This window comes from Vibrio sp. HI00D65 (assembly GCF_001635455.1).
Taxonomy (GTDB): Bacteria; Pseudomonadota; Gammaproteobacteria; order Enterobacterales; family Vibrionaceae; genus Vibrio.
In genome coordinates, this window is record NZ_LWEH01000460.1 from 75,471 (window position 1) to 99,367 (window position 23,897).

Genomic DNA, 23,897 nt, shown 5'->3' on the forward strand with positions numbered 1-23,897 from the left:
AGAGAGCAAGTGATTGAGATTGAATTTTCTAAACCTGTAAGTGTGATGAATAGCGATATTCTGAGCTATTTAGAAGTGGCGTTAATTGACGGCTTATATGAGCCGCCAATACCGCTTGATACTTTGGCTAAGGCCTTGCGCGTGAACCCCATGCATGCCAGCGCAATAGAATTCAAACGTAATACGTTGATTTTAGCTATTGCGTTGAGTGGGGTGTTATCTCGCCAAGATGCAAAGCGCTTTATTCAAGACTACTTAACGTTTGGTAATGGCTACCTGCAAGTTATACGCAGTTTCCGCGGGCTAGGTGAGCCTGTTAAGTTGAAGCACTTGCCCGCGCTTTATATGCGTAGGCGTGAAGACTTGGGCTGGACATACAAACCACGCGCTTACGATGACGAAGGGCGCATTGACTATAAGCATGGGCAAGTATTCCACTTGGGTGACTATGATATTGCTCAAGAGCTTTATGGCTTGCCAAGTCATGTGAGTGGCCTTACCTCAATCTGGCTAAATGAAGATGCAACTTTGTTTCGTCGTCAGTACTTCCGCAATGGTAACCATGCTGGTTACTTGCTGTATATGAATGAACCAACAATGACCGCCAAGCAGGAAGAAGAGATCAAGAAACAGCTTCAGGCTCAAGAAGGCATGGCATTCAAGAACCTGTTTGTTAATGCGAAAGGTAAAGATACCAAAGCACCGGAATTAAAAGCGATAGGGCAGGTTGAAGCGAAAGATGCGTTTAAGGATGTAAAGAACCAGACCATGACGGATGTATTAGCGCTTCATCGTGTCCCTATCGAGTTAATGAGTGTTCGCCGCGAGAGTATTACGTCACTCGATCTCAGTAAGGTGGATTGGTTGTTTCACAAGAATGAGCTTTTGCCGCTGATTGATATGATGCAAGAGTTGAATGAATTTACGGGGCAAGAGGTTATTACCCCGAATGAGTACATACGTTTGGATGTGGATTAGTATCGAGTATAGACAGATTCGTCTTTACTGCAGCAGGGATAGTGGTTTACTTGAGCCTTAGAAGAATTCACCAATTTCATCATTAAACACTTTCAAACCTGGGCTTAAAATTTTAGTGGTTTCTTTATCTGAAATGTATATGTCTATCGTATCTGTCATAAGAACTGTTCGCAAAGACTTTAATCCTGCAAATCCGGTCATGTCTATCCAGTGCCAACCTGTCCCTGAAAAGTTCAGCGTATTCAATCGTGTGGAGTTGCGAAATGGGATTGAAGAGAACTGACCAATGTTCTCACAACCAGTTATCGTTAATACTTCTAGGTTTTTTGCCATTTCAACTGAGAACTTTAGCTCGCACTCAAGTAGCCTGCTCAAACCTAGCCTTTTAAGTTTAAGGTGGTCTAAGTCAGCCAAGTCAAAATCAGTAACTGGACCATCAATGCACAGGTGGTGAATGCTTGCAGGTAGGAGGTCAAGAGATTGATGCATCAAAGGGATTTGAGGCTCAGGGTTTTTCGCCAAGCCAAACAGGCTTTTTACCGCAGTCCCCAATCTATGAGATATAGATTTATTGTTTTCACTAGCCACCTGTTCTTTTTCAATATCAAAAAAACGGATGGATAGTTTTTTTAGCTTTTGCAAACTCATGATTGACTGATGGGGATCACAATTGCAATTACAATAAACGACTAACTCTTCGATACTTGTGTTTTCTAATACCGAAAAATCTAAATCAATACGGGTCGCTAAATGTAGTGTTTTTAGATTCATACACTTTGCGATGTCATTGAGATGGTCTTGATTTAGGAGTGTAGTGGAAGAGAAAATGATTTCTTCAATATTTTCAACTTGCGATAAGTTCGAAAGATTAAGCAAAGAAAAGGTACTGCGAGCCTTAGCGTCTTCCTGGTACATTCTTAAAACGCGAGTTCTTTTTGTTATCAGTTTTTTATAATCGTTACCGTTAGAAAAGGTACCTGTGATGTAAGGCATTACATATCCCTGCTTGATTCATTCATATCAAAATACAAAAATTGATAATTGCTAAGAAGTGCAAGCTCTTTAGGTAAAAACCAACCTCTTTGCATGACTTTATATTGTGATTTAAAAGAGCCAAACATTACCTGCGAGCATTAAATTGGTCAATCAATTGAAATCAATTATGTCTAATTGAGTTCTTAAACTCACATTTGACCATTTATCCACTCTTGCAGAGCAAGCAACTGCCGTGCATTCTCTGCACAGGTTTCTAGATTAGCTACATCTTCAGCTAGAACTTCAGCGTCTCGCTCGTAACTTGTAACGGTTTGGGCGGCACCATCAGAGACGGTGGAGGGTTGCTGAATACCGATTGCTCGATTATGCGCTCGCACTGATTGGGCGCGGATGTGCATCCAGTCAGGATCGTTAACAACGCACTGCTTATCAATGTTCTGTTGAGCATACTTGATTACCTTTTTTTCTATCTCTCGAAACTCAATTCGAATATCTGGCTTTTGGTTCACGAGCTTTACGGCGAGCTGAAAAGCCTCGTTTTGTTTTTGCTCTACTTTGTCCCATAGGGCATTTTGCGCTTTTAGGGCTTTGACCTCAGTGGTAGTTACGCCGTAGTCATACGAAAAATAAGCGACACCACTAAGAGAGGCAGCAAAGGTAATGGCTTTAAACAGGGTTAGATACTTACTTAACATGGTCACTCTCCTTGCCAACCGTTTAGACAAACGCCTTGCTCTTTACTTCGGCGCTTAGGAATACCGGCACAGTTGCTTTTTTCTAGTCGGCAATCTTTACCATTCACAAAAACCCATCGCGGATACTCATTGCAAGCATCAGTACGATCACCTCGGTTAAATTTTTTCAGCAATGTAGAGCGAGCTAAGTTTCCTGCACCAAGGTTATAAACAAAGCTCACCATCATGTCGTACTCGCCTTGGTTTGGCTTTTGGGTGATACGCTTGTTAACGACACGTTCAGCGGCAGATACGCTTTCAACAAAGTTTTCAGCGGCTTCCTTTTCGGTAATATGTGTCTCCTTGGTCACGTCTTTGGTATGACCTAGGCCGACAGTCCAAACGTTCGCACTGCATTGGTAGGACTTAAGGCGGCAACCTTCCTCGTTAGCGATATGGCGTAAACCGTTTTCACTGACGCTTAGCTCTGAGTCGATAGTAAATACAATCGCAAGAACCGAAGTGACAGAGCACACCACCGCCTGAATTGCTTTGGTTTTTAGGCTCATGCTACGCCGTCCTCTTGTGAGTTCAGCTTGTCTAGCTTGGCTTGGTTAAGCTTAGTGGCAACAGCATAGTGGCGAATAGCCATGACACCCGAAACGATACCTACGAAGATTGCGATAAGCTGCGCTATGTCATTCACACCAAAGCTGATTAGGGTCGCACTAACAGACGTTAGAATTTTCTTTAATCCAGTAATGTCTAGCAAAGAAACAACTAACGTTTTTACCTCTGTTTGATTCATTGATTTTTCTCTCGTAACTAGTGATTAGCGCCCCACAAAACCAGTGTATAGCGCTGAGGTTTAAAGGGTACTTATGGCATTTCTAGTGCTGAGATATAGAAGTTTTGGAAGGCAGAAAAACAAACCCAGCGGCTAGGCTGGGTTTGGTGTTTAGTTGGTTGGCGCTTCTGGGTATGGGTTCTCTGCTTTGATTTTGTCTTCTAGCTCGTTGATGCGTTCATCGAGCATTTGTACTGCATCGGTTTTGCCTTGCCGCTGCTTACGTGCAAGCTCATTTTCTAATGGGTCGGTGAGTTGGGTATAAAGTGCTGAGCGAGTGGCGTCTACTTGAGCATAATCGTGAATGTATTTGTTGCTTAGGTTAGTTACCCAAGACTCATCAATCCATTCATCCCACTGCGTTGTTGGTTTTTGTATCGTGTATTCGTCTGTTATTAAATAAGTACCATCAAACACTTTCGACTCGTGGGTTTGCTTATTGTAAGCTGTCACTTCAACAGGCTTTAATTCAACAAGCCATTTCTGATTGTTTACATCATACTTGGCTTGTTCGGTGTCTTCGTCAAAAGCTGGTTTAGCTAACCATGTAGAAAACTGAGGCAATATATATTCATCATATCCGGCTACCTTATGGACTTTACTCTCACCCTGATAAATGAGAGTTTTGTAATCGTAGTGATACGCTGTTTTCATTACATCCATCCTCGGTGAATTTTGATTGAAAGGTTTGCGGTGTATGGGCGATTTTCATTGGCTGTAGGTACTACTCGACTTGCATCAAATCCAATACCATCACTATATTGTTCAGAATATTTTGGTGTTACTGCTGAAGCTGTATCTGGATTTTCTGCCTGTTTAAAAGCGCCAGTTGTCACCAACGAAATTCTACCTGCTACATCTTGGTATGCTACGTTTTTGAAGTCACCTACAATATTTCTAATCGCATCACCTTGTGTATCACCGTGATTAACACCACTAGGCGCCCCTCGAACAAAGTGACCAAGATGATGATTTGGTAGTGTAAATGTTGTTGCACCATCCCCGTCACCAAACTTCATGGCGTGAGCCATAGGGTCAGCGTCTTTGATTGCCTGAACTACAGTCATCCCCGTAGTGACGGCATAATCCCAAAGAAGTTTATCGGTGGCTCTTGATAACTCACCGCCTTTTAAATCAATCCAACCAGGCTTTACGCCAGCACAATGAAAATCGCCTATCATTCCTACCATATTTGCGAGTGCAGCTTTAATCGGAGCTAGGTGCAATTCATTCAACTCAGTCTCAGTGACAAACTCACTGTGTTTAAAAATGACTTGCCCAGCTTCCCCCGAAATAGCGGCCTTTAATGTCACCATGCCGCCAATGCCTTTTGGCAGCGCGACTTTTGGTGTCGAGCACTCGATCACGGATTGATTGTTGCTATCGAGCACATGGATTTGATGCAGGTACTCATCAAAGTGCTGTTCAATGGGCAGGTTTAAGATAAAGGTTAAAACGCCATTGTCATCGTAGTAACTGGTTTCAATGGTGTTTTCATAGAATGAATACAGTGATTCACTTGGCGCGTCATGGGTTAACGCACCAATGAGCCGATACTTGGTTACAGTATTTTTCAGCTCACTGTTTAATATGTCTATCCCGTGCTGAGTCGGAATAGCTTGCAGTGTGCTCATTCGGTGTCTCCTATTTCAAGTTGCCAAGTAATGGCAGTGCGGCACAAGATTTGAGTTTCAGCCTCTATTTCTAACTGTGAGCTCAACTCTGGCTTTATTGTTAAGGCGGTAGCCTGTTCAAATTTGGTTTCGGCTTCCAATGGGTAAAGCCAGTTAAACTCGGTATGAGGTAGTCGGACTTTTTCAAATGCGTTAATGGCTGTGCCATTGTCATAGCTGAAGAGGTCAATCAATATTAGATTGGGCCTTTTCACATCGTCATACACCAAGCCGTTTGAACCCATTGTTCCAAGTAGGCTTTGATAATCTCGAATCTTCCAGCCAAACCCTTGCTCTTCAAACTCCGTTAATAGTGATAATTCAATATCGTCATGGGTTTTCTTAAAGTCTTTCGCTATACCGTTAATGGTATTGGTCAGCTCTGCATTCTCGGTGTCTTGCCAGTAATCGCCTTGAGGAAGTAACCCACGGTACGCATCTGCAAAATCACCTTCGCTGTATTCAATGATTAAGTCGGAGGTGTCCATGTGACGGCTCCTAGTACATGAATCTGGTTATTGTTGATAGCAACTTCACCTACGGGCGATTTGACAATAAAGTTATTGGTCACCGTTGAAATCACTAACACAATTTCGGTGTTGGTGATGGATTCAGGCTTTTTAGTTTCTGGGTCTATCTTGCCCATTTTCCCTTTGACAAAGTTTTCAAGGGCCGTGACCACATCATCACGAATGGCTAGGTCTTCAATGCCTTGAATCTCTATAGCGAGCGGTGCTTTTTCTGGGAGATGAGCAAACGGATGGCAACCAGCGAGTCGGTTAGTTTCGAAGGTCTCTTGAACAAGGTTTACCACTTCACCGCTTAATGTTGGGTCGTTCTCACGTGCGCCAATGTAGACCTCTACCATGCCGCGCTCTGGTGTGTTATCGAGTGCCCAAGCAAAATCAACATCAGAATGAGCCGACACTGCCCACACTTCGTAATCTTCTGACTTGCCGATCAGCTCGTTCTTCTCGAATGCCACGATTACTCGCGCTCGCCAGTGCTCTAGCTCTTCGATATCTGCACCACCTTCAATACCAAGCGATAGGATATTATTAGGGTCGATACCGCTTAGCCCTTCAGTGAGGGTGAGTTTAGCGCCGTTTGGTAAATTGCTTGCTGTCCCTGATTCCAGTGCAATGACGTCTACAGGCACATTGCTGTACTGCTCCTTAGTGGTTTCGTACTCTTTATCACCGTAGATTAGGCGAGCACCTTTGGCGATCACCACGGTTCCACCTAGCTCAGTAAACTGCACTGTACCTTTTGCAAAGGTAGGTAACAGGCGTGGTGTATTGTGGCGATTAGCATGCAGGTATAGCCACGCTTCAGAGCAGGTTTCAGGGTTCAGTTGTCTAAAAAGCAAATCTTGGTAGCCATATTGCCCATAGCTGACGCCAGCAATGGCAGAAGCTATCGCTTTGGTGGCTGGGTTACTTTGTCCTGTTTCTGCCGTCAGGTTGGCTTCAGCACGAGCGATTAAGCTCTCAAGGCTCACTTGTGTACTCATTTATCTACCTTCGATAGTGGAACATCAAATGTGGAGCCGTCCATCAGGGTTATCATGACATTACGGCCCATTTGGTTTGGCTTCTCTCTCCAAACGGTCACTTCAATGGCTTTGGCGTGACCTTGCTGAATTAACCAGGCGAGAGCTTCTTCATAAAAGCGCTTAGCAAGCCTTAAGGTTTCGTCAGTCAATTTGGCTCGTTTGAGAGTCCAATCACGAGAGCCAACAATCTCTATCAGTTCATTGCTCCAAGTACCGCCGCGCTCATTGTTGTCCATTCGTGCGCGATCATTCTTGGTCGACTCGGCGTAGTTGTAGACGCTTTGCAGCACCGCATGAGTCATGCCTTCTTTAGAATCCACCGACTCGGTAAGCGCGTTCAATTTAAAGTGGCTCATGCTTTGTTAGGCTCCCGTGTCGTTTTGATTGCGTTATCGTCTTCATAGTCGTGGTCGTGCGTCTCGACTTTAACGCCGCCGAACGTACCAGACTGACCACCGACAGAGCCTGCAACTTCTGCATTCTTCGCCACACTCAGGTTGCCGCCTATATCTACATCATTAGAAAACGTGGTTTTGTCAGCGATCACGTTCACTTGTGGCGCTTTGATAGAGACTTCATTCGCGGCTACAACATCGACCTTACCTTGGGTTGCGTAGACCTTAATTCCTTCCTCGGTTTGATGGATTAAGTTGCCCTTGTCATCGAGCATGGCGACCTCACCGGGCTTTAAGTCGATTTGGTAGCGCTCATCTTCAACATTGACGGTAATACCACGCGCGCTCACACCACCGATAAACAGGTTGTAAGCCTTGGCCTCTGGTAGTGGTCGGCTCATAAAGCCGTAGTTGTGGACGCGCTTAATTCGGTCGTTGGTGCGGCCTGTTGCCGTTCTGATTTGCAACATACCCGTAGAGGCACCTGTCACCGTACCTGTTCCGATCACGTTCTTGATGCGAGCCATTAATCGCTGTTGTTGCTGGCGCTGAGCACTAGACATTGCTTTGCTCCTTAAACGGTCTGACCAACTCAACGGAAGTGCTTGCGGAGCTTTCGGACACCGATAGGCCAAGTGACTTAATCACCAGCATTTCACTAAAACTCTGCTCTTTGTCGATCACTCGAATTACTCGGTTTAATCCATCAATCGCAAGCTGAGGAAATATATCTGCGACAGACGTTGAAGCGGTCAGGCTTTCCGCTATCGCTAAGTTGCGTTCATATTTGGCGCGAGACAAACACGCCGCGCTGCTTTGTAGTTGGTCACAAGTGATCACCATAGTGCGCGAGCTATCAATGCTTGGGTTAGTGACTTGAGCGCTGGCATCATCCCACTGGCCCTGCACATCAATGGTATGAAACTGCTTATTGAAGGAGCGTTTTATCTTCAAGCTGTCTATGTTGTTGCCTGTTTCAAGGCCAACATTGTTAATCGTTGCATGCGCTGTGTTCTCAATAGTCAGTACACCATTTCGCTCGATGAGCATGTAGCCTTGTTCACGGATGAGCTGAGCAACATTTTCAACCGGAGACTCGGCGTTAATCTGAAACTCTTCAATCTTCGGCATGCGTTTAACTAGGCTCTTGACCCCTAAACCAAATGGCTTTGCCAGTTTTCTAAGCAGTTCTTCAACATTGAGGTTATAAAGCGCATCCATAGTGATGCGCGAGTCAATCATGTTGGCGCTCTTGGAGCGTCCTACTATTGGCATAGTTAAAGAGCTTGCGCCTGTCTCGTTTTCGGCCCCATCTATCTGACCGATTAAGATGGATTGGTCATTGAGGAAGAACTCTACCGACAACGGGCGAGCAATGTTCATGGGTTCAATTGAGCAGTTGAATGTGTGGGCCAATTGCTCTGTTGAGTAGTTCAAATTGGCTTGGTAGAAAGTATGCTGCTTTCCGTCAATGTACATCGTGAGTTGATTCATCGTGCATCCCTTACCGCGATATCACCACGGATAAATAAAGGGTGCTGAAGTGCATTCATTTTGGTAATGACGTTCTCATTGGTGTACTCGTCATGGGCAATGGTTAGCGCCGACTTAAAGTGAGGTGATTGCACAGTTCTGTGCGCTTTGGTTCCCTCTGCTACTTTGTCGTGCTGAGTCTGCACATTGCTTTTTAGTGACGTGAGTGCGTCATAGAGCTCTATGCTTTCTTGCGTAGAAACTTGAGTGGTTTCCTTGATGCGTTCATCAACGCTGACAATTAGAGTTGAGAGATCACTTTGAATAGTCTCTGGTTGCTTTTGGGCTAGGGTGATCTCAAAGCTGTCATTGGCTTCTAGGTCAGTCACGTCTTTACTCATCTTCACCGCCCCCGTCACCATCTGTACGTTGTGGTGTTTGGTTGGGCTATCGGTTTTTACTTCGCCAAGCATCAAAGCTTGAGCACTGCGTGAGTTATCGACGGCTTCACTCTCGGAAGCTGGCTCTGATTGAACCCCTTCAGACACAGTATCGACAGCGCTAGAAAACAGGTCAGCGAACTCGGCAGGGTTAGTGCTCAAACTGCTCACGGCAGAGAAGGCTTCATTTATCGCTAGGTTAATATCTTGCAACGAATCATCGGCTAGGTTCAGACGGTTAGTAATATCAACCAACACATTGAGCGCACTGGTTGCGTTGTTTTGTACTTCGTTGATTTGAGACACATCCAGCCCTTTCACCTCTTCAACAAATGACTTCTTAGAAAGGCTTTCGGCTATGCCAGCTTGCGCTTTGGTGCGTACTGTTGTTGTTGCCGTGATAGAAGGCGAAGTACCAGAGCGCACGAACTTAAGACTTAGTGTTACTAAACCTTTCTTCGTGCTGATGCTTAGCGAGTGGTCTTCAAATACTAGTGGTAGTTCACCTAACGAAGGGTGCTCAAGTTCTCCTTGTGGGTTCGCTTCAAGGTTATCAATGAGTGCATTCGCATCAGCAAGCGAACTCGCACCCACGAACACAACTTCAAAGGTGAAGGCTCGGGCTTTCGTGCCCATGACTTTTATGTGTGGTAGGCCAGCGTATGGGATTTCACTCACTTGCAAACGCTTACCACCATCAAAGGAGGTAGACAGGATATTGAGCTTAAGCCCATTCCATCTAGCGTGCTCGTGTTGTCGTTCCCACATGAGAAAACCCACCAATAGAAGAAAAAAGGAAATAGGTAGCGATTGGAAATTTTAGGACGGGTTAGGGCGCTCAGCGCTCGTTCGGACTCACCCACCCCTCCACACCAAAATTCCACACTGCAATTATGCGATCTTAGAACCGCATTTCTTTTCGGTAGTTGTATTGGAACACAGCCCCCGATGTATCTACATCGAGGGCTGTTTTAGATAGCGGATTTAGAGATCATCCGAGATCGTTTTTGTACGCTAACTTGTTGTATTCGATACCTTCAATAATTGCTCATATTGTTGTTGAAAAAAATCGTCATTAGGTTCGATTGTTAAGCATTTTTTTAAATATTCCGATGCTTCAGCGTTTCGACCAAGCTTAAGCAGGAAATCTGCGTAATTCCCTAGCTGATGAGTGCTGTTAGGGTCAATATTGATCGCTTTTTTGTAATATTGCTCAGCTTCCTCATCCCTATCTAGTTTGTCGAGTAAGTCAGCATAATTTCCAAGATGAACGATACTGTAAGGAGAGTCTTCTAGTGCTTTTTTGTAATATTGCTCAGCTTCCTCATCCCTATCTAGTTTTTCTAGTATGTTAGCGTAATTCCCAATATAGTCGCTATTTCCAGGGTCAAGTTCTATTGCCGCTTTGCCAGATTTTTCTGATTCTTCGTAACGCTCGAGCTTATAGAGTAAGACAGCGTATTTAGCCAGAACATCTGGGTTTTCTGGGGCTATATCTAGTGCTTTCTTGAAAAGCAATTCGGCTTCATTGCCTCTATCTATACCTTCTAAAAATTGAGCATAGTTACCTAATATGCTGGCATTGTCAGGGGCAATTTCTAACGTTTGTTCGAACAATTGTTCTGCTTCATCATTTCTGTCTAGTTCATGGAGAAAGAGAGCGTAGTTTCCAAGGTAGATAGGACTATTGGGGTCGATACCTAGTGCTTTTTTGTAATATTGTTCTGCTTCTTTATGTTTCTCTAGCTGATGAAGTATAATGGCGAAGCTATTCATTATTTGAGTAGATTTAGGTTCGGCAATAACGGCCTTACGGTAAACTTCTTCTTGTTCGATGTATGTTTCTTTACCCTTGGCTTCCAAGATCCAGTCCAACCAACTTTTCTTTTCGTCGGAACTTGGTTCTCTCAACTTTTCTCTTACTTCTTTTGGACTTTCTTGATAAACCTTTTGAATGTTTTCATCTAAAGTATCGAGCATTCTTTTAGTATGTTCGGACACAGAGTGATGCTGTTGTTGCCTCTCATACCCCCACGTAGAACCAATCTTAAACATAAGTTGATCAAAACCAGGGGTAGGGACTAGTATCCCCTTATGTTTTAGCATTAATTCTTTAATATCCCCGTTTGGTTTGTCACCTTTTTCGTAATAACACCAAAATGGACGGCCGCTAATGTCGTTAGTTTCGAGGTTTTTTAGGAAGTTCATCAAGCTACCATCATTACCACCATAACCAATAAAGACGGGGGTATAGAAACTGAATATATTTTTCAATGCATCTACCCAATCAGATTTTAACTCCCCAACACCGTGCTCGTCATTAATTGGGTCTGTGAATAGATCTCGGTGGATTTTTGCAATCATAGGGCGACGCGACATAGGCTTTAGGTAGCTTGCCAAGCTTTCATGCCCTATAACTAGCGGTGTTTTACCGCCATAGATATACATAGAGTCAGCTACTAGGTTGTCAAAGTTGGTAGTTACTACCATGTTGTGGCGATCCTGAGCGAGCACCCAAGCTAGCACTGCATAACCAAAACTAGGACTCCCTTGATCAATTGCTTTTTCTAATTCAGCGTATCCAGACTCATGATCTCCATTAAAGCAAAAACTGAATATTTGTGGATAATGAGCAGCTAAATTATTTGCGTCCCAGCCATCTATCTGTAATGGGTTGCTTTGCAACCAATTATCATACTCACCTCCATTGTTACTACGACGAAAGATAATCTTCATCCATTCCTTGGCAAGAGAAGCAGCACCTTTAACATTAGACTCAATAGAAGCACCTGCACCTAATATGAATACAAAACGGCGGTCAGGCATAGTTTCGTGAATACGTTTAAGTTCATCTAAAAAACCGGTCAGTGACCACTTTTGTTCATTATCCATATATATTCTTAATGTTGTATTGACCTAGTGTTCTGTAATCTATAGATAAAAAAAACTATACACAATTGAAAAATCGAGATTTTCTCACTTTTTAGATGTGCCATACTATTACATCAACTTATTCAATTCATCATTCACACTCTGTACGCCTTCACTAACTTCCTATCCATTTGGTTCAGCTTGCGCACGGCCAATGAAACGCGCTTGCTTGATACACCAGTTCTTAGTGAAGCCAGCTCGTAAGAATAACCAGACTCGAACACCAGTTTCACTGCTTTACGAGTTTGTTCTGGCATCTCTCTTTTTGAGGTCACTTCAAGCAGAACATCAAGGCGCTTTTTAGTAATAAGGTTCATTTATTCAAAATATCCGTAGTCTAGACTTCTGGTTTAAGTGTTTGGCTGTTCAGCTTCAAAGATATCGATTTGGTTCACATCACCTTTACACAGCTCGGGCTGCAGTTTTGAGCTTGGCTTTTGACCTGTCGGTTCAATGAAATGCGAGAACGATGTATGCGCTACAAACACTTTTCCGCAATTCAGGTTTAAACATTGGCAGTAAAGCTCTCGCGTTTCTGAACTGATGGAGCGCGAGGTCGCAATACGAGTTTTGCTTTCACATTTTGGGCATGTCACTAGCATTATTGTAATCTCCCTTCTAAATAATCCGCTTTGGCACTTTGCCAATAACTCACTTCATCCTCATCGGGTTCTTCGGGTATGTAAGGTTCGTCAAGAACCGAACGCCAATAAGCCCGCCGTTCTAAGAAGTGGTGATATTGCGCTTGATAAGTTTCATCTGCTTCTTGCTTTAAATCGCTACAATCGATATCACGACAAGTCATCGACCAACCTCTAGCCCCAGCTGCCCACATCAAGAATTTATCCATTCGTTCTTTGGCTTCGTCGCCGTCAAAAGTTATCGAGAACCGGTTGCCACTAGAAGCATGCATTTGTCGTGACTTCATTTCTTGCGTGGTTTTCTTAGCCGCATGTTCTAAACGAATAATCCGTGACTGCAGTTTTTTTAGGTGATTTTCAGGCTTGCCTTGTTGCTTGGCGATACTCGATGCTTTCACGGTTTGAGCTTTTTGTTTATTGATTCGTGAGATTGTTCGCTGCAAAGGCTTTTTCCACTGTTCAAGCTTGTAGCCCAACTCTCGAATCACAGCCGTAATATTGTCGGCTTCAAACGAGGCAAGGGTTTCCCAACTTGGTGCGCGTGAGACTCTCGCTATGCTATAACGATTCCCCTTAATTAAACCTTGGTCAGCGTTATTGCCTTTGGCCGCATAGCCCACCGCTTTGATAAGATAAGTGCTGGCTGCTTTTGGCTGTCTAATTCTTTCAATGTGAGCCATGCCATGACCCCATAGGGACTCCAAACGTTTAGCCCAGTCTTTGAAATGTTTTTTATCGACTGTCCATTTCAACAACAGGTGAACGTGTGGGTTGGGTTCGCCATCTTCATTCATTGGGCTTTCTGCTACCCACATATAATGGAAATCAGCTTTCTCTCTATCAGGGCCAAAGGGTGAAGGCTTCGCTTTGAATTGCCCTGGAACGTAGTCATCGTCCTCAGTGTACCAACCTCGGTGGAACATCTTTTTGCTGCCATCGAGAAAGCGGGAAGTTTCGCGTCCAACACTGGTGTCGAGTGGTTTAATGATTTTGAATGGTTGTTTGGGTAACTGTGTATACAGGCCGTCTTTGCCAGGAATAAGCTCACCGGTATCTCGTTCAAACTCTACTGGAGTAAATGGGCCGTCAGCGTCGATACCTTCGTCCATTGCGCCAAAAATGGCGTGACGTTGTGACGGTGTAAAAGTCAAAGTCAGAAATGTCGTAAACCCTTCGTGACATTGAGCAACATACGCACCACTCTCGAACATGTTAGAAACGCTCTTTGGTGTTAGCTTTTCCGTATAACGGGTACCCGAATTAGCCTCGGGTGCATTTCCTGCAGGCGTCTGGGTAACAATTTGAGCGCGCATTTGCCCAGACCAGTCTCGCTTTTGCAGTTGAAGAGAGATAGGGGAGAGCTTCCTCTCGAAAGGGGGCCTTTTCTCATGCTTCAGTGGCAAAACTCGCGCGGTATTTCGCTCTGTACTTGCGTACAAAGCATCAAAGCTTTCATGGCCCATTCGGCTATCAAGCTCTGTCTTGGTGCCAATAGGCTGCCCCATGACCTTCACACGCTTATTGATTCGAGCCAATTTTAAGCGCTTTTTCTCGTGTCGGACTTTTGCGCCCTTGGACAAGCCTAGTGTCTCCGGCCTTTCGGCCGCCGCTTCGCGGTCGGGTTTGGAGTCTGAATTTAGCCTTTTGAAATGTTCAGTTGCCAACTTAACATCTGTTACATGCTTTGATTTTTGATTAAAAACACGGTCGTAAACAGGAAGAGATTTGACTACGCCAGAATCGAGTAATTGTTGTTCGTATTCTGTGTAGTGAGGAATTTTAGAACCTAAAAAACCAGCTTCATAGCTGGCATTAGCAAATTTAACTTCATCAATAGGCCGGACAGCTCCGGCCACATGGTACAGAGTTTCAATCTTCATCGTTTATTGCTTCACATCCCATAGATTCGCATTACTTACCGAGTCCCAAGGTTCAGCGCACCCGTTTTCACTACACACATAATTCATTGGCTGAGAGTTGCCCTTAACACGCTTTTTAATGCCGTGTTTTTCGCGCAACTTCGACACTAAAAAGCGCGCTCGCTCTCGTTTCTTTGGATCTGGGTTCTCCATTCCCGCCATATCAGGGCAGGGCTTATGTATTGGAGAAGAGATAGGCAAATCAGCCGTCGATTTAGCCGGTCTAAAAGTAACGTCCCTCATAATTCGCTAAACTCCTGTGTATCCATAATCATGTGGCCGCCAGTGTGATTACCTCTGATGATCACGCCGTTCATAACGTGCTGGCAGTTGAAGTGCTCACAAGCCGCCTCGATTGCTGGCTCTGGTGAATCAAACTCACCGATAAAAAGATTCTTAACTTCGCTAGTTTCATCAGCACGAACCACGCCGCCACCGCTGTTCAGTGCAACCGCTACGTATTGCATGGTTCTTTCTCCATTCCGAGTTTCTCCTTGGCAAGCTCAAGGAAATTGGCAACCTGAGCTTGGTTTTGAGCGAAGTCTTCGACCTTATACAAAGGGAAGTACATAGAAGCTCCCCATCCGTCAGGGCCTGCTAAATAGGCTTGAGCCGCTTTCACGCCTTCTACATATCCAGCTTCGTAGACATAAATCTTGTCTTCACCTGAAGTGATGGTTTTGAGTAGAGTTTTCATAATTACACCCCGTAATTAAGTAAGACCTGGTAAAGGCGCACCGTTGGCTAACAAGTCCACACCCATACATAAAAAAGGGTGAGCACCACTTGTGCGGTCTTCTAGGTCGTTAATGAGCAGCACTAAGTTGCTAATACCAGCTTGTGCCGTTTTGATAATTGAGTTTCGAGTTGAGCGAGGCAGAACTCTTTGGCCTGCCGTGTCTAACGCGAGCTGAGAGATTTCTCCAGCAAGCACAGAGTTGTCTAGAGCACGTTTAATAAACGTTTCTCTTTCACCTTCAGGAATATGAGCGGTCACTAGCTCTAACTGGCGAAGTACAACTTCTAAAATTATGTAGTCATCCGTAGCTTTAGAAATTGCCATCATTTCAGGTAAAGAAAGTACGTGCGGCTGCTCGGTATTCAGCTTGTTACGCAACATGTTTGAACGAAGGCCACAGGCTTTGGCTATGTCAGTTAACTCGTTACGGTGTCGTGCTCGAAACAAGCTGCATGCTTCGTTGTACTGTTTTTGTACATCCGCTAAGAAGACGCACATTGTCTGGTTCACTTCCATGTCTGATACTCACTATGAAACATAAGAAAAGTGTTTAGCTTCGAAGGTGGTTTTAATGACGATGAAACTTTCCGTAGATGGATTCCATCCTTGCTCGCTCTTCCTCATGTTTTCTTACAACGTAATCAGCAAGGTCGTTAACTCGAATCAATAACGGAACTTTTGTACCTTTGTTAGCTTCACTTTCTTCATGAAGACGAAAGGCTGGGATAGGGAATTCATGGTTGCTAACCTTGGCTTTAGCCGTCGCATACTTCATTCCAAAAAATGATTCTGAAACTTCGCTTAATTGGACAATCGGCTTACCAAACATTGCTTGAAGCCCGTAGTGAATATCCATGCTCATATAGTTATCCTCATTCTCACTACAGCACTGACGTGATATAGTTCTTAGTTGATTGGTGTTTATCCTTGTTCTTTACTAATATGATAGATAAACATCTTGTTTGTTCGTGTTTATGTAAATGGTGCGCTCAGATAGTGACTATGTCAAGTGATTATCAGTGTTTATTGGTGTTTGTGTGAAAGAGTGGTTTCTAAGTTCGGATTTAGTGGGTTTGGATGGAATGCCTAAGTCAGTGACTGGTGTCTCCCAAAAAGGTAGACGTAACAATTGGTTATCAAGACAGAGTGCTACTTCTAGCAAAGTATTTGAATATCATATTTCTAATTTCCACCCAGATGTAAAAAAACAACTGATTGAGAAATACGTCACGGATCTTGATGAAGCGGAATATCTATTAACTGCATCAGCACCTAGCGTAACTTCGACGTCAGTAGAGCAAGTTGATATTGGTAGCAGCCAAACTAGCCAGCAGGTTGCTAGCCGAGCCTCTTGTAATACCGATGGCAATGTCACAGAGATTTCGAATGTTAGGTCTGTGAAAGCCACTTCTCATATAGGCGATATGTGCGCTGTACCCGTGTACAACGTTTATGCCTCTTGTGGGTTTGGTGCTCAAAACGATACCGAATACCAACTTAGAACTGAATTCTTACCTTGCTTATGGTTAAGGCGTTTCGGCCTGACAGAAGAAGATGCACGTATCATCATTTGCCACGGTGACTCAATGGAAGACACTTTGAGTGACGGCGATGAAGTATTAGTCGATACCCGAGAACTCGATCACCCCGTAAAACACGGTGTCTATGTTGTTCGCATTGGTAAGCACATTTATATAAAGCGTCTGAAGTACGACATCATGGCCGAGGGCTATAACGTCATCTCAGATAACAAAGAAGAATATGATTCGTTTATCGTGAATGAGGAGAAACTCGACGAGTTCGCGGTAATCGGGAAAGTTGTTACCACCGTCATGAAGGCGGTGATTTAGAAAAGCAAAGGCGACCTCAGGGTCGTCTTTTTTGTATGTAATGTAGCCTGCAGAAGTGGGATAATTGAACTTGTTTATAAGTTTAATTAAAACAGTGAGTTATGCCGCTATGTATTTTCCTTAGAATTAAGTTTTAATGATACAATAGCTAAAAATTTCTGCAGAATACTATAATGAACGCCCTTACTTCACATAACGCAGCGATGCGTAAGTTACTCCTCTCTCCTGATAAAGAACAGTTCCGCGGATTAGTGGATTTAGATAATATTGATTTGGTATTGAGAGAGTTACTGACGATTGAAGAAATGCGTGAGGCGGGTAGCTTTTTTACAGGTCAAAAATTGGCTACAAAAGCTGTAGCTTTATTACCAGTTATCACTTCTCGTTCTGTTGTCTTGGATCCAACATGTGGTGCTGGCAATCTATTAATCGAAGCATCAAGGGCCCTTGGTGTTGAATCTTCACTATCAACAACTTTGTTAGCCTGGGGAAAAGTCCTTTGGGGCTTTGATCTTCACGCCCACTTTATTGAAGCGACTAAACTTAGAATTGTCGTCGAAGCTTTGAATCGTGGTGTTGAGCAAGACTGTGACTTAGATGAGGCATTTGAGCTACTCCCAAATATTCTCGTTAAAGATGCTTTGAGTGCAGAGAAACTAGAGCTTGAAAAAATAAGTCATGTGCTGATGAACCCTCCTTTTACTATTTGGCCATCGCCTAAAGAAAACTATTGGAAAGAGGGAAAGGTCAATGCCGCTGGTATTGTATTTGATCATTATCTTAGACTTTTACCAGAAGACTGCAGTATTAGTGCGATTTTGCCAGATGTTCTTCGCTCGGGTAGTCGGTATGATGAGTTTAGGTCATTTACTTCTCAATCAATGAGCGCAACAGTAGATGTTTGGGGGCGTTTTAACCGTAAAACAGACGTGGATGTCTTCTTGCTTTCAGGAAAAATTAAGACAGCAGCCAATCCCATTAAATGGCATAACGCTGAGCAGAACTCCGTATGCATTTCTGATTATTTTGACGTTCGGACAGGCCCATTAGTTGCCTATCGTGACCCAGAAGATGGGCCTGAGTATCCATACTTTTACCCTAAAATATGCCCTCAATGGGGGGTTATTCGTGAAGCCGTTGAGATGAGGCGTTTTACGGGTAAAGTTCTAACCCCTCCATTTGTAGTAATCAAAAGAACATCTAGCCCATCAGATAGAAATCGTGCATCAGCGACATTAATAAATCTTCGTGAACCGGTAGCAATAGAGAATCATATGATTGTTGTTAAACCTAAGGATGGGAAGTTGAAAGCTTGTAAGAAACTTATGCAGGTATTACAAACTAAAAAAACTAATAATTTTTTAAATGAACGCATTCGATTACGACACTTAACCGTCGGTGTTATAAAAGATATCCCATTTGTAGAGGAAGAGTAATGGCTCGTAGACACTTAGGTAAAAAACCGTTTGATATGTCGGCTCGTGTACCGATGCAACTTGGTCGAGAAAGCATTTCAAGCTCAACTGTTGCTGTCTCTGAATTAATCAAAAATGGGTATGATGCTGATGCGGAAGATGTTCATGTGGAGTTTCATTTAAGGGATAACCCTGCGCTTTCTACACTTGTACTCAGAGATGATGGTAACGGTATGGATGCAGAAACTATCTACGACCACTGGCTGAAAATAGGAACGGATTTCAAAAATGGTCTTGAGTTGTCTGTAACCAAAAAACGTATTCTTACTGGAGCAAAAGGTCTAGGTCGCTTAGGTTTAGATAGATTAAGCAAGAAGGTTATTCTTTACACAAAGAAGAAAGGCAGTAACACAGTTACCCAGCTGGTCGTTGATTGGCGTAAATATGAAGGTACTAACGCTTCTATTTCAGAGATTCAACATGATATTTATGAGCAGGATCTACCTTTAATAGGTAAGTATGGAGATATTTTTACGTCTAGAGATGACTCTGGGACATATATGGTTCTGATTGGCTTGAAAGACTGTTGGACTCCTAGTTTTATTGAGGACTTGAAACAAGAGCTTAGATTATTAATCTCTCCTTATAGAAAAGCGAATGACTTTTCTATAACACTCCACCGAGCAGTGAATAATACTAAGTCTTATTCAGAAGTCGTTGATACTCAAGAGCTCTTAAAAGCTGCTAGTTGGGAGGTCAGAGCTGAGGTAGATACTAGTCATAGAGTTTTACTCAACTTTAAAAATAACGTTACTGGTGAAGAAGTTAAGCAGTTACCTACACCATGGAAAGATTGGATCTCAAAACAAGGGGATAAACCATTATTTGGACCTCTAGAGTTCGAATTCCATTATATGGTGAAGAAAAAAGAGTTTCTCTCAAAAGTCGATATGACGACCCGAAACTGGGAGAAATTTATGGCTTTGAACCGGGGGGTTCGTATTTACAGAGATGACTTTAGAGTCAGACCATATGGTGAGCCTACGGGTAAAGGTGATTGGCTAGATATAGGTTTTCGTAAGTCGCAAAGCCCTGGAGGTATAAGGCAGGGTGGTTGGCGAGTTGGACCGAGTCAAATCATTGGTGCAGTTAGTATATCAAAAACAACTAATGCTATTTTGAACGACCAAGCAAACCGTGAAGGGATTGTTGAAAATGAAGCTTACCTGCAACTACGCACGTTTGTGCTTAAAGTCATTTCTGCATTTGAAACTATAGCTACTAAAGCTGCGCAAGATGAGGATGGGATAAATTTAGCACAAGAGCTAGAAAAAGCGGTTAAGGAAAGAGATTCAGATCTCGACAAAGCTATTGGTGAAGTTAAAGCTTTTACTAAAAAAGTTAAAAAGAATAAAAAGAAAACACCTCCAGCACAGTTGGTTAATCAAAAACTTAGAGATCTCGAACGTGCGAAGCAGGCGCATCAAAAAGCTTTGGACGACTATTCTCAATATATGGAAAAAGAGCGAAAGAAGCTTGAAGAGCAGAAAGACACCCTTTCAAACCTCGCTTCTTTAGGGGTCCTGACTGTTAGCTTTGGGCATGAAATTCGTACGCATTCAGCTCTAGCCTTAACAAATGCGAAGCTGTTGACCAAAGTAGTAAGAAAAGCTGAACGTAATGGAGATACAGTTGATTATGATCAATTGGTTGCTCTAACGTCTCGTATGGTAACAGGCGCTCAATATGTTGACACATTTTCACAATTAGCCATCAATAATATTAAACCAGATAAAAGAAAACGGAAAAAAGTGCCCGTACCTGATGTGTTTAGATGTATTTTTGGAATGATGTCCGCATCCTTTAAAAAAATGGGAATTGAGTGGAGCTTTGAATTTATAAAAATTCAAGAAGAAGATTTTAATGTTCGCTCGTTCGTAATTGATTGGGAAAGCATCGCTATTAACTTAATCACCAATTCAACTTGGGCGCTAGAAGATACGCCGAGGAAAGATAGACAAATCAAAGTGATTTTTGAAAGGCTTGGCGGTAACCGTCTTAAACTTAGCTTTTTAGACTCAGGTTGTGGATTAGAATCAGGTCAAGAAGATACGATTTTCTTACCAATGCATAGTAGGAAGGTTGATAATAAAGGTAACTCGATTGGTACAGGTATGGGGTTGTCCATTATAAAAGGCCAAGTCGAGGAGCATATGTCCTCAGGAACTGTCTCAGCTAAGCAATACTCAGACTTAGGTGGAGCAGGTTTTTATATTGAAGTATTACAGGATACAAAATGAACACTATTGTATTTATAGACGATGACAAAGATATTCGAGATACATATAAGCTATCGATGGAGTTTATGTTTGAGGATGAATTTGACATTGTTTGCCTAGATGTAGAAACCACTTTACGGGAGATGATGACGGTTTTAGACGGAATTACCGGTAAAGTTTCTTATTTTGTAGACGAGAACCTTAAACACACTGGTAATGCAACTTATAGTGGAATTGAACTCATTGAAGAAGTTCGAAAAATTGATTCTAAAATCCCGATCTATATTCTTACCAGTACTGCAGATGAAATTGATCAGTATCTTGGAGATATTGAGTTTGTAATAGATAAAAATGATTGGGAGTCTGAAGAAGACGAAGATAATCTCAAACAACGTTTTCTTCGTCAGATTCATATTTATAAAGATATTAAATCAGAACAAGCAAAACGGTTTGACGAACTATTTGAAAAGTCACTTTTTTCTACGTTGAATGATAGTGAGTTAGAAGAGTTTGACATATTAAACCTAGGCCGTAGTAAAAAACTCGTTGATGAAAGGCTTATAAGTGAAAGCTCTCTTGCGGAGCTAAATGCAGCCTCTGATGAACTTAACGCAATCTATGCGGAGTTAACAAAAGATGATGAGTAGCTTGTATTTTCCATCGTTAAAACGGCAAAGTATTCAAGGTTACTATAAGACTGAAGGTGAGTTTTACCGTACTTATAATTGCCAGAAGAATTATGACAATATAGCTAAGGATTGCCAGTATAGGTGTGTGTATTGTGATGTTCACTTGGATGAGTGTGGTGGTGAAAAGTTTTCTCTGGATCATTTTAGGCCACAGAATGTTTTTGGAACAAAGTTCGATGGAATACTGAAAATTCACCCCTTTAATCTTCACTTATCTTGTCAAAAGTGCAATGTCTTAAAGTCGGATGATTGGCAAGGTTGTTTACAAACTCAGGATGGACCCACCTTTCTATCTAAGAAAGGATATATTGACCGATTTGAAGTTGATGTTACTAGTTATCTAAAAGTTGATAATGATGGACGTTTACAGTGTGTAGACCCAAACGGACCAGCAAGATATATGATCGGTAAATTGCTTTTGAACCGAACAAATCGGGTCTACACTAGAAAGCTCCGTGAAGTAACTATTAAAGCTGATAGAGTCAAGTTGATGCTGTCATCTAGACAAAGAAAAGTAATGAATGATTGGGAGTCCGGTGATTTAACACCAGAACAGGCTAAACAACAGTTTAAATTATTGACAGAATTATTTGAGCGGTATACCAATTTGAAAACTGTTTCAATTCACTCTTAAGTAATTGGACAAAGCCGCTTTTTAGCGGCTTTTTTCATATCTTACGTTCGTGTAACTTATGCGGGAACAGTTGGGTATATACCTGCCATAATGTGTTTAGGTTTCTATGGCCAGTTACTTGAGCAACTTCTTCAATGGTAAAGCCTTTCTCGAACAAGCGGCTTGCACCTTCACGGCGTAGGTCATGATAGCGTAGGTTATCAATCCCAACCTTTTGACACACTTCAACAAAGCCTCGACCAACTGAGCGTGGGTTGTAAGGAAATATCAACTCTCCTTTACGCTCTTGCTTCATTACAATATCGAATGCTTCCCCAAGCAGAGGAACGACCATATGGTTGCCTTCTTTCTTACGTGGGTCTTTTCGGTCACGTACGATCACTGTTCTAAGTTCTTCGTTTAAGTCTTCCCATCGAATACCACACACTTCACTTACTCTCATACAGCTCAGGATGCTGAAGTCTAGAAGCATGGAGTAGGGGATTTTATTTTCTCTGCGCTGCTCGCGTTCTTCTAGTGCTTCTTTTAACAGGTCAATTTCATCGGGAGTAGGGCGCCTTGTTCGTTTCTCTGATTTACCGATGAGCTTCATTTCATACAGAATGGGTGTTGCTTCTAAGAATGTGTTCACGTTCGCGGCAACGTTGAATACAGGTTTAGCTCGTTTGAATACTGAACGTAAAAAGTAGATGTCGGAATAGACGGTAGAGGGCTTGGTTCCCGTACTGCATCTATTCTGGCAGTGCTCAATCAAGTCTTTAGTGGTTAGCTCATCGGAATAGATTTTTGCTATGTCACAATCACGGAGCATTTTTAATACGGTTTGTTTAGATCGGCCAGTATTGTCCCAGAGATTTTTGTTTTCAATGTACATGTCTAGAAGCTGACCAATGGGTACAGAACGGTCTTGAGTTTCACCTTCTTCTATCTTTCGTACTTCATTTTTTGCCCAGGCAGTAGCGAGCGTTTTCTTCTTATGAGTTTTAGAAAAACGTTGAGCAATTTTGCTTCGATGTTTCACCGTAATAGTGGCTTTGTAGCGAGAATCACCGCTAGCTAGAGTTCGCTTTTCAATACTATAAGATGCCATGAACGTGTGCCTCTGAGGTGTACCAAAAGGGTGATTTGAGGGGTACAAAAGGTGTACCAAGGTTCAGAGATTATAGCAGTTTATTGAAGTTCTTCTAGGTTGTTATTTATGTTAAGTAACTGAAAATAATGGTGTATGTGGCTATTGCTAGGTAGGGAGGGGAGTGGCGTATTTTAGTGAAACTTATAGATTGTGGGTTTGAGAGCCATTGGTGGGTGTCTTAGGTAAAAATAGTGAAGGGGAATCTTACCTTAAATCTCTGAATAGCGGTTAAAAAAATAGCCAGCGGAGGCTGGCTATGTTTAGAAAGCTTTAAAATACCAAATTAAAGTACTTTGATGCTGTCAGCTTGTGGGCCTTTTTGACCTTGAGATACTACGAACTCAACTTTTTGGCCTTCAGCAAGAGTTTTGAAACCTTCGCCAGTGATTGCAGAGAAGTGTGCAAATACGTCTGGACCGTTTTCTTGTTGAATGAAACCGAAGCCTTTAGTTTCGTTGAACCATTTTACTGTACCAGTAACTGTGTTAGACATAATGTTATCCCTAAAATTAATTTTTATAGTGAGCCAATTGTGGCACTGATAGCGTGGAAAAGTTTATTGCTATTGCGTACAACACAACGGGGTTACTAGTAATCCAACGAAATGTTTATATACAAAGAACTTTCTTTCTAGCCG

29 protein-coding genes are annotated in these 23,897 nt (G+C 42.7%); 6 read left to right on the forward strand and 23 right to left on the reverse strand.

Annotated elements, in window-relative coordinates; translation table 11 throughout:
- Positions 1-9 precede the first annotated feature (9 nt).
- Complete coding sequence (locus A3712_RS22230) at positions 10-978, forward strand: phage portal protein (protein ID WP_063525075.1); 969 nt, start codon at positions 10-12, stop codon at positions 976-978.
- 57 nt (positions 979-1,035) lie between these two features.
- Here A3712_RS22230 and A3712_RS22235 read toward each other — a convergent pair whose 3' ends face one another.
- The 21 genes from A3712_RS22235 to A3712_RS22335 form a co-directional block, all read right to left on the reverse strand.
- Positions 1,036-1,971: a hypothetical protein gene (locus A3712_RS22235; RefSeq protein WP_063525076.1), complete on the reverse strand. Its 936-nt coding sequence runs from the start codon at positions 1,969-1,971 to the stop codon at positions 1,036-1,038.
- A gap of 191 nt (positions 1,972-2,162) precedes the next feature.
- Positions 2,163-2,669, reverse strand: a complete 507-nt coding sequence (locus A3712_RS22240; RefSeq protein ID WP_063525077.1) for a hypothetical protein — start codon at positions 2,667-2,669, stop codon at positions 2,163-2,165.
- A 2-nt stretch (positions 2,670-2,671) separates the two neighbouring features.
- A complete protein-coding gene (locus A3712_RS22245) occupies positions 2,672-3,217 on the reverse strand; it encodes a lysozyme (protein WP_063525078.1) in 546 nt (181 codons plus the stop codon).
- Entirely contained in the window at positions 3,214-3,456 is a 243-nt protein-coding gene (locus tag A3712_RS22250; protein ID WP_063525079.1) for a hypothetical protein, read from the reverse strand. Before A3712_RS22250 ends, A3712_RS22245 begins: the two co-directional genes overlap by 4 nt.
- Before the next feature lie 150 nt (positions 3,457-3,606).
- Positions 3,607-4,149, reverse strand: coding sequence for a hypothetical protein (locus tag A3712_RS22255; protein ID WP_063525080.1), 543 nt, complete (start codon positions 4,147-4,149; stop codon positions 3,607-3,609).
- On the reverse strand, positions 4,149-5,129 hold the full coding sequence (locus A3712_RS22260; RefSeq protein ID WP_063525081.1) for a hypothetical protein: 981 nt from the start codon (positions 5,127-5,129) through the stop codon (positions 4,149-4,151). Before A3712_RS22260 ends, A3712_RS22255 begins: the two co-directional genes overlap by 1 nt.
- Positions 5,126-5,656, reverse strand: coding sequence for a hypothetical protein (locus tag A3712_RS22265; RefSeq protein ID WP_063525082.1), 531 nt, complete (start codon positions 5,654-5,656; stop codon positions 5,126-5,128). Before A3712_RS22265 ends, A3712_RS22260 begins: the two co-directional genes overlap by 4 nt.
- Positions 5,638-6,681, reverse strand: a complete 1,044-nt coding sequence (locus A3712_RS22270; protein ID WP_063525083.1) for a baseplate J/gp47 family protein — start codon at positions 6,679-6,681, stop codon at positions 5,638-5,640. Before A3712_RS22270 ends, A3712_RS22265 begins: the two co-directional genes overlap by 19 nt.
- Complete coding sequence (locus tag A3712_RS22275) at positions 6,678-7,079, reverse strand: phage GP46 family protein (RefSeq protein ID WP_063525084.1); 402 nt, start codon at positions 7,077-7,079, stop codon at positions 6,678-6,680. Before A3712_RS22275 ends, A3712_RS22270 begins: the two co-directional genes overlap by 4 nt.
- Positions 7,076-7,681 (reverse strand): phage baseplate assembly protein domain-containing protein, encoded by a 606-nt coding sequence (locus A3712_RS22280; protein WP_063525085.1) that lies wholly within the window; start codon positions 7,679-7,681, stop codon positions 7,076-7,078. The genes A3712_RS22275 and A3712_RS22280 overlap by 4 nt, the downstream gene beginning before the upstream one ends.
- Positions 7,674-8,612, reverse strand: coding sequence for a hypothetical protein (locus A3712_RS22285; protein WP_063525086.1), 939 nt, complete (start codon positions 8,610-8,612; stop codon positions 7,674-7,676). Before A3712_RS22285 ends, A3712_RS22280 begins: the two co-directional genes overlap by 8 nt.
- On the reverse strand, positions 8,609-9,799 hold the full coding sequence (locus tag A3712_RS22290; protein ID WP_063525087.1) for a DNA circularization N-terminal domain-containing protein: 1,191 nt from the start codon (positions 9,797-9,799) through the stop codon (positions 8,609-8,611). The genes A3712_RS22285 and A3712_RS22290 overlap by 4 nt, the downstream gene beginning before the upstream one ends.
- Positions 9,800-10,045: 246 nt before the next feature.
- The gene (locus A3712_RS22295) at positions 10,046-11,923 is read right to left on the reverse strand and encodes a tetratricopeptide repeat protein (protein ID WP_063525088.1); all 1,878 of its coding nucleotides are present in this window, start codon (positions 11,921-11,923) and stop codon (positions 10,046-10,048) included.
- Between the two features lie 134 nt (positions 11,924-12,057).
- Entirely contained in the window at positions 12,058-12,279 is a 222-nt protein-coding gene (locus tag A3712_RS22300; protein ID WP_063525089.1) for a hypothetical protein, read from the reverse strand.
- Between the two features lie 33 nt (positions 12,280-12,312).
- A complete protein-coding gene (locus tag A3712_RS22305) occupies positions 12,313-12,564 on the reverse strand; it encodes an ogr/Delta-like zinc finger family protein (protein ID WP_063525090.1) in 252 nt (83 codons plus the stop codon).
- Positions 12,564-14,483, reverse strand: coding sequence for a rolling circle replication-associated protein (locus A3712_RS22310; RefSeq protein WP_063525091.1), 1,920 nt, complete (start codon positions 14,481-14,483; stop codon positions 12,564-12,566). Before A3712_RS22310 ends, A3712_RS22305 begins: the two co-directional genes overlap by 1 nt.
- Before the next feature lie 3 nt (positions 14,484-14,486).
- Positions 14,487-14,765, reverse strand: a complete 279-nt coding sequence (locus tag A3712_RS22315; protein ID WP_063525092.1) for a hypothetical protein — start codon at positions 14,763-14,765, stop codon at positions 14,487-14,489.
- Positions 14,762-14,989 carry a hypothetical protein gene (locus A3712_RS22320; protein ID WP_063525093.1) on the reverse strand — a complete coding sequence of 76 codons (228 nt, stop codon included), beginning with the start codon at positions 14,987-14,989 and terminating at the stop codon, positions 14,762-14,764. The genes A3712_RS22315 and A3712_RS22320 overlap by 4 nt, the downstream gene beginning before the upstream one ends.
- Positions 14,977-15,219 carry a hypothetical protein gene (locus A3712_RS22325; protein ID WP_004737268.1) on the reverse strand — a complete coding sequence of 81 codons (243 nt, stop codon included), beginning with the start codon at positions 15,217-15,219 and terminating at the stop codon, positions 14,977-14,979. The genes A3712_RS22320 and A3712_RS22325 overlap by 13 nt, the downstream gene beginning before the upstream one ends.
- Before the next feature lie 15 nt (positions 15,220-15,234).
- Positions 15,235-15,777, reverse strand: a complete 543-nt coding sequence (locus A3712_RS22330; RefSeq protein ID WP_063525094.1) for a phage regulatory CII family protein — start codon at positions 15,775-15,777, stop codon at positions 15,235-15,237.
- Between the two features lie 52 nt (positions 15,778-15,829).
- A complete protein-coding gene (locus A3712_RS22335) occupies positions 15,830-16,123 on the reverse strand; it encodes a pyocin activator PrtN family protein (protein ID WP_082856297.1) in 294 nt (97 codons plus the stop codon).
- 175 nt (positions 16,124-16,298) lie between these two features.
- Between A3712_RS22335 and A3712_RS22340 the strand changes: the two genes are divergently transcribed.
- The 5 genes from A3712_RS22340 (at position 16,299) to A3712_RS22360 (ending at position 22,128) form a co-directional block, all read left to right on the forward strand.
- Positions 16,299-17,111 carry a helix-turn-helix domain-containing protein gene (locus A3712_RS22340; RefSeq protein ID WP_082856301.1) on the forward strand — a complete coding sequence of 271 codons (813 nt, stop codon included), beginning with the start codon at positions 16,299-16,301 and terminating at the stop codon, positions 17,109-17,111.
- Between the two features lie 173 nt (positions 17,112-17,284).
- Positions 17,285-18,547 (forward strand): N-6 DNA methylase, encoded by a 1,263-nt coding sequence (locus A3712_RS22345; RefSeq protein ID WP_063525095.1) that lies wholly within the window; start codon positions 17,285-17,287, stop codon positions 18,545-18,547.
- On the forward strand, positions 18,547-20,826 hold the full coding sequence (locus tag A3712_RS22350; RefSeq protein WP_063525096.1) for an ATP-binding protein: 2,280 nt from the start codon (positions 18,547-18,549) through the stop codon (positions 20,824-20,826). The genes A3712_RS22345 and A3712_RS22350 overlap by 1 nt, the downstream gene beginning before the upstream one ends.
- The gene (locus tag A3712_RS22355; RefSeq protein WP_063525097.1) at positions 20,823-21,452 is read left to right on the forward strand and encodes a hypothetical protein; all 630 of its coding nucleotides are present in this window, start codon (positions 20,823-20,825) and stop codon (positions 21,450-21,452) included. The genes A3712_RS22350 and A3712_RS22355 overlap by 4 nt, the downstream gene beginning before the upstream one ends.
- Positions 21,442-22,128 (forward strand): hypothetical protein, encoded by a 687-nt coding sequence (locus A3712_RS22360; RefSeq protein WP_063525098.1) that lies wholly within the window; start codon positions 21,442-21,444, stop codon positions 22,126-22,128. The genes A3712_RS22355 and A3712_RS22360 overlap by 11 nt, the downstream gene beginning before the upstream one ends.
- Before the next feature lie 34 nt (positions 22,129-22,162).
- Here the strand turns inward: A3712_RS22360 and A3712_RS22365 are convergent, their stop codons facing one another.
- Both A3712_RS22365 and A3712_RS22370 read right to left on the reverse strand, forming a co-directional pair.
- Complete coding sequence (locus A3712_RS22365; protein ID WP_063525099.1) at positions 22,163-23,218, reverse strand: tyrosine-type recombinase/integrase; 1,056 nt, start codon at positions 23,216-23,218, stop codon at positions 22,163-22,165.
- A gap of 325 nt (positions 23,219-23,543) precedes the next feature.
- A complete protein-coding gene (locus A3712_RS22370) occupies positions 23,544-23,753 on the reverse strand; it encodes a cold-shock protein (RefSeq protein ID WP_004737278.1) in 210 nt (69 codons plus the stop codon).
- Positions 23,754-23,897: the final 144 nt, after the last annotated feature.

Coding starts and splice junctions, on each gene's coding strand:
- A3712_RS22235 (WP_063525076.1), bottom strand. CDS start 1,971: ATGCCTTACATCACAGGTACCTTTTCTAACGGTAACGATTATAAAAAA.
- A3712_RS22240 (WP_063525077.1), bottom strand. CDS start 2,669: ATGTTAAGTAAGTATCTAACCCTGTTTAAAGCCATTACCTTTGCTGCC.
- A3712_RS22245 (WP_063525078.1), bottom strand. CDS start 3,217: ATGAGCCTAAAAACCAAAGCAATTCAGGCGGTGGTGTGCTCTGTCACT.
- A3712_RS22250 (WP_063525079.1), bottom strand. CDS start 3,456: ATGAATCAAACAGAGGTAAAAACGTTAGTTGTTTCTTTGCTAGACATT.
- A3712_RS22255 (WP_063525080.1), bottom strand. CDS start 4,149: ATGAAAACAGCGTATCACTACGATTACAAAACTCTCATTTATCAGGGT.
- A3712_RS22260 (WP_063525081.1), bottom strand. CDS start 5,129: ATGAGCACACTGCAAGCTATTCCGACTCAGCACGGGATAGACATATTA.
- A3712_RS22265 (WP_063525082.1), bottom strand. CDS start 5,656: ATGGACACCTCCGACTTAATCATTGAATACAGCGAAGGTGATTTTGCA.
- A3712_RS22270 (WP_063525083.1), bottom strand. CDS start 6,681: ATGAGTACACAAGTGAGCCTTGAGAGCTTAATCGCTCGTGCTGAAGCC.
- A3712_RS22275 (WP_063525084.1), bottom strand. CDS start 7,079: ATGAGCCACTTTAAATTGAACGCGCTTACCGAGTCGGTGGATTCTAAA.
- A3712_RS22280 (WP_063525085.1), bottom strand. CDS start 7,681: ATGTCTAGTGCTCAGCGCCAGCAACAACAGCGATTAATGGCTCGCATC.
- A3712_RS22285 (WP_063525086.1), bottom strand. CDS start 8,612: ATGAATCAACTCACGATGTACATTGACGGAAAGCAGCATACTTTCTAC.
- A3712_RS22290 (WP_063525087.1), bottom strand. CDS start 9,799: ATGTGGGAACGACAACACGAGCACGCTAGATGGAATGGGCTTAAGCTC.
- A3712_RS22295 (WP_063525088.1), bottom strand. CDS start 11,923: ATGGATAATGAACAAAAGTGGTCACTGACCGGTTTTTTAGATGAACTT.
- A3712_RS22300 (WP_063525089.1), bottom strand. CDS start 12,279: ATGAACCTTATTACTAAAAAGCGCCTTGATGTTCTGCTTGAAGTGACC.
- A3712_RS22305 (WP_063525090.1), bottom strand. CDS start 12,564: ATGCTAGTGACATGCCCAAAATGTGAAAGCAAAACTCGTATTGCGACC.
- A3712_RS22310 (WP_063525091.1), bottom strand. CDS start 14,483: ATGAAGATTGAAACTCTGTACCATGTGGCCGGAGCTGTCCGGCCTATT.
- A3712_RS22315 (WP_063525092.1), bottom strand. CDS start 14,765: ATGAGGGACGTTACTTTTAGACCGGCTAAATCGACGGCTGATTTGCCT.
- A3712_RS22320 (WP_063525093.1), bottom strand. CDS start 14,989: ATGCAATACGTAGCGGTTGCACTGAACAGCGGTGGCGGCGTGGTTCGT.
- A3712_RS22325 (WP_004737268.1), bottom strand. CDS start 15,219: ATGAAAACTCTACTCAAAACCATCACTTCAGGTGAAGACAAGATTTAT.
- A3712_RS22330 (WP_063525094.1), bottom strand. CDS start 15,777: ATGGAAGTGAACCAGACAATGTGCGTCTTCTTAGCGGATGTACAAAAA.
- A3712_RS22335 (WP_082856297.1), bottom strand. CDS start 16,123: ATGAGCATGGATATTCACTACGGGCTTCAAGCAATGTTTGGTAAGCCG.
- A3712_RS22345 (WP_063525095.1), top strand. CDS start 17,285: ATGAACGCCCTTACTTCACATAACGCAGCGATGCGTAAGTTACTCCTC.
- A3712_RS22350 (WP_063525096.1), top strand. CDS start 18,547: ATGGCTCGTAGACACTTAGGTAAAAAACCGTTTGATATGTCGGCTCGT.
- A3712_RS22355 (WP_063525097.1), top strand. CDS start 20,823: ATGAACACTATTGTATTTATAGACGATGACAAAGATATTCGAGATACA.
- A3712_RS22360 (WP_063525098.1), top strand. CDS start 21,442: ATGATGAGTAGCTTGTATTTTCCATCGTTAAAACGGCAAAGTATTCAA.
- A3712_RS22365 (WP_063525099.1), bottom strand. CDS start 23,218: ATGGCATCTTATAGTATTGAAAAGCGAACTCTAGCTAGCGGTGATTCT.
- A3712_RS22370 (WP_004737278.1), bottom strand. CDS start 23,753: ATGTCTAACACAGTTACTGGTACAGTAAAATGGTTCAACGAAACTAAA.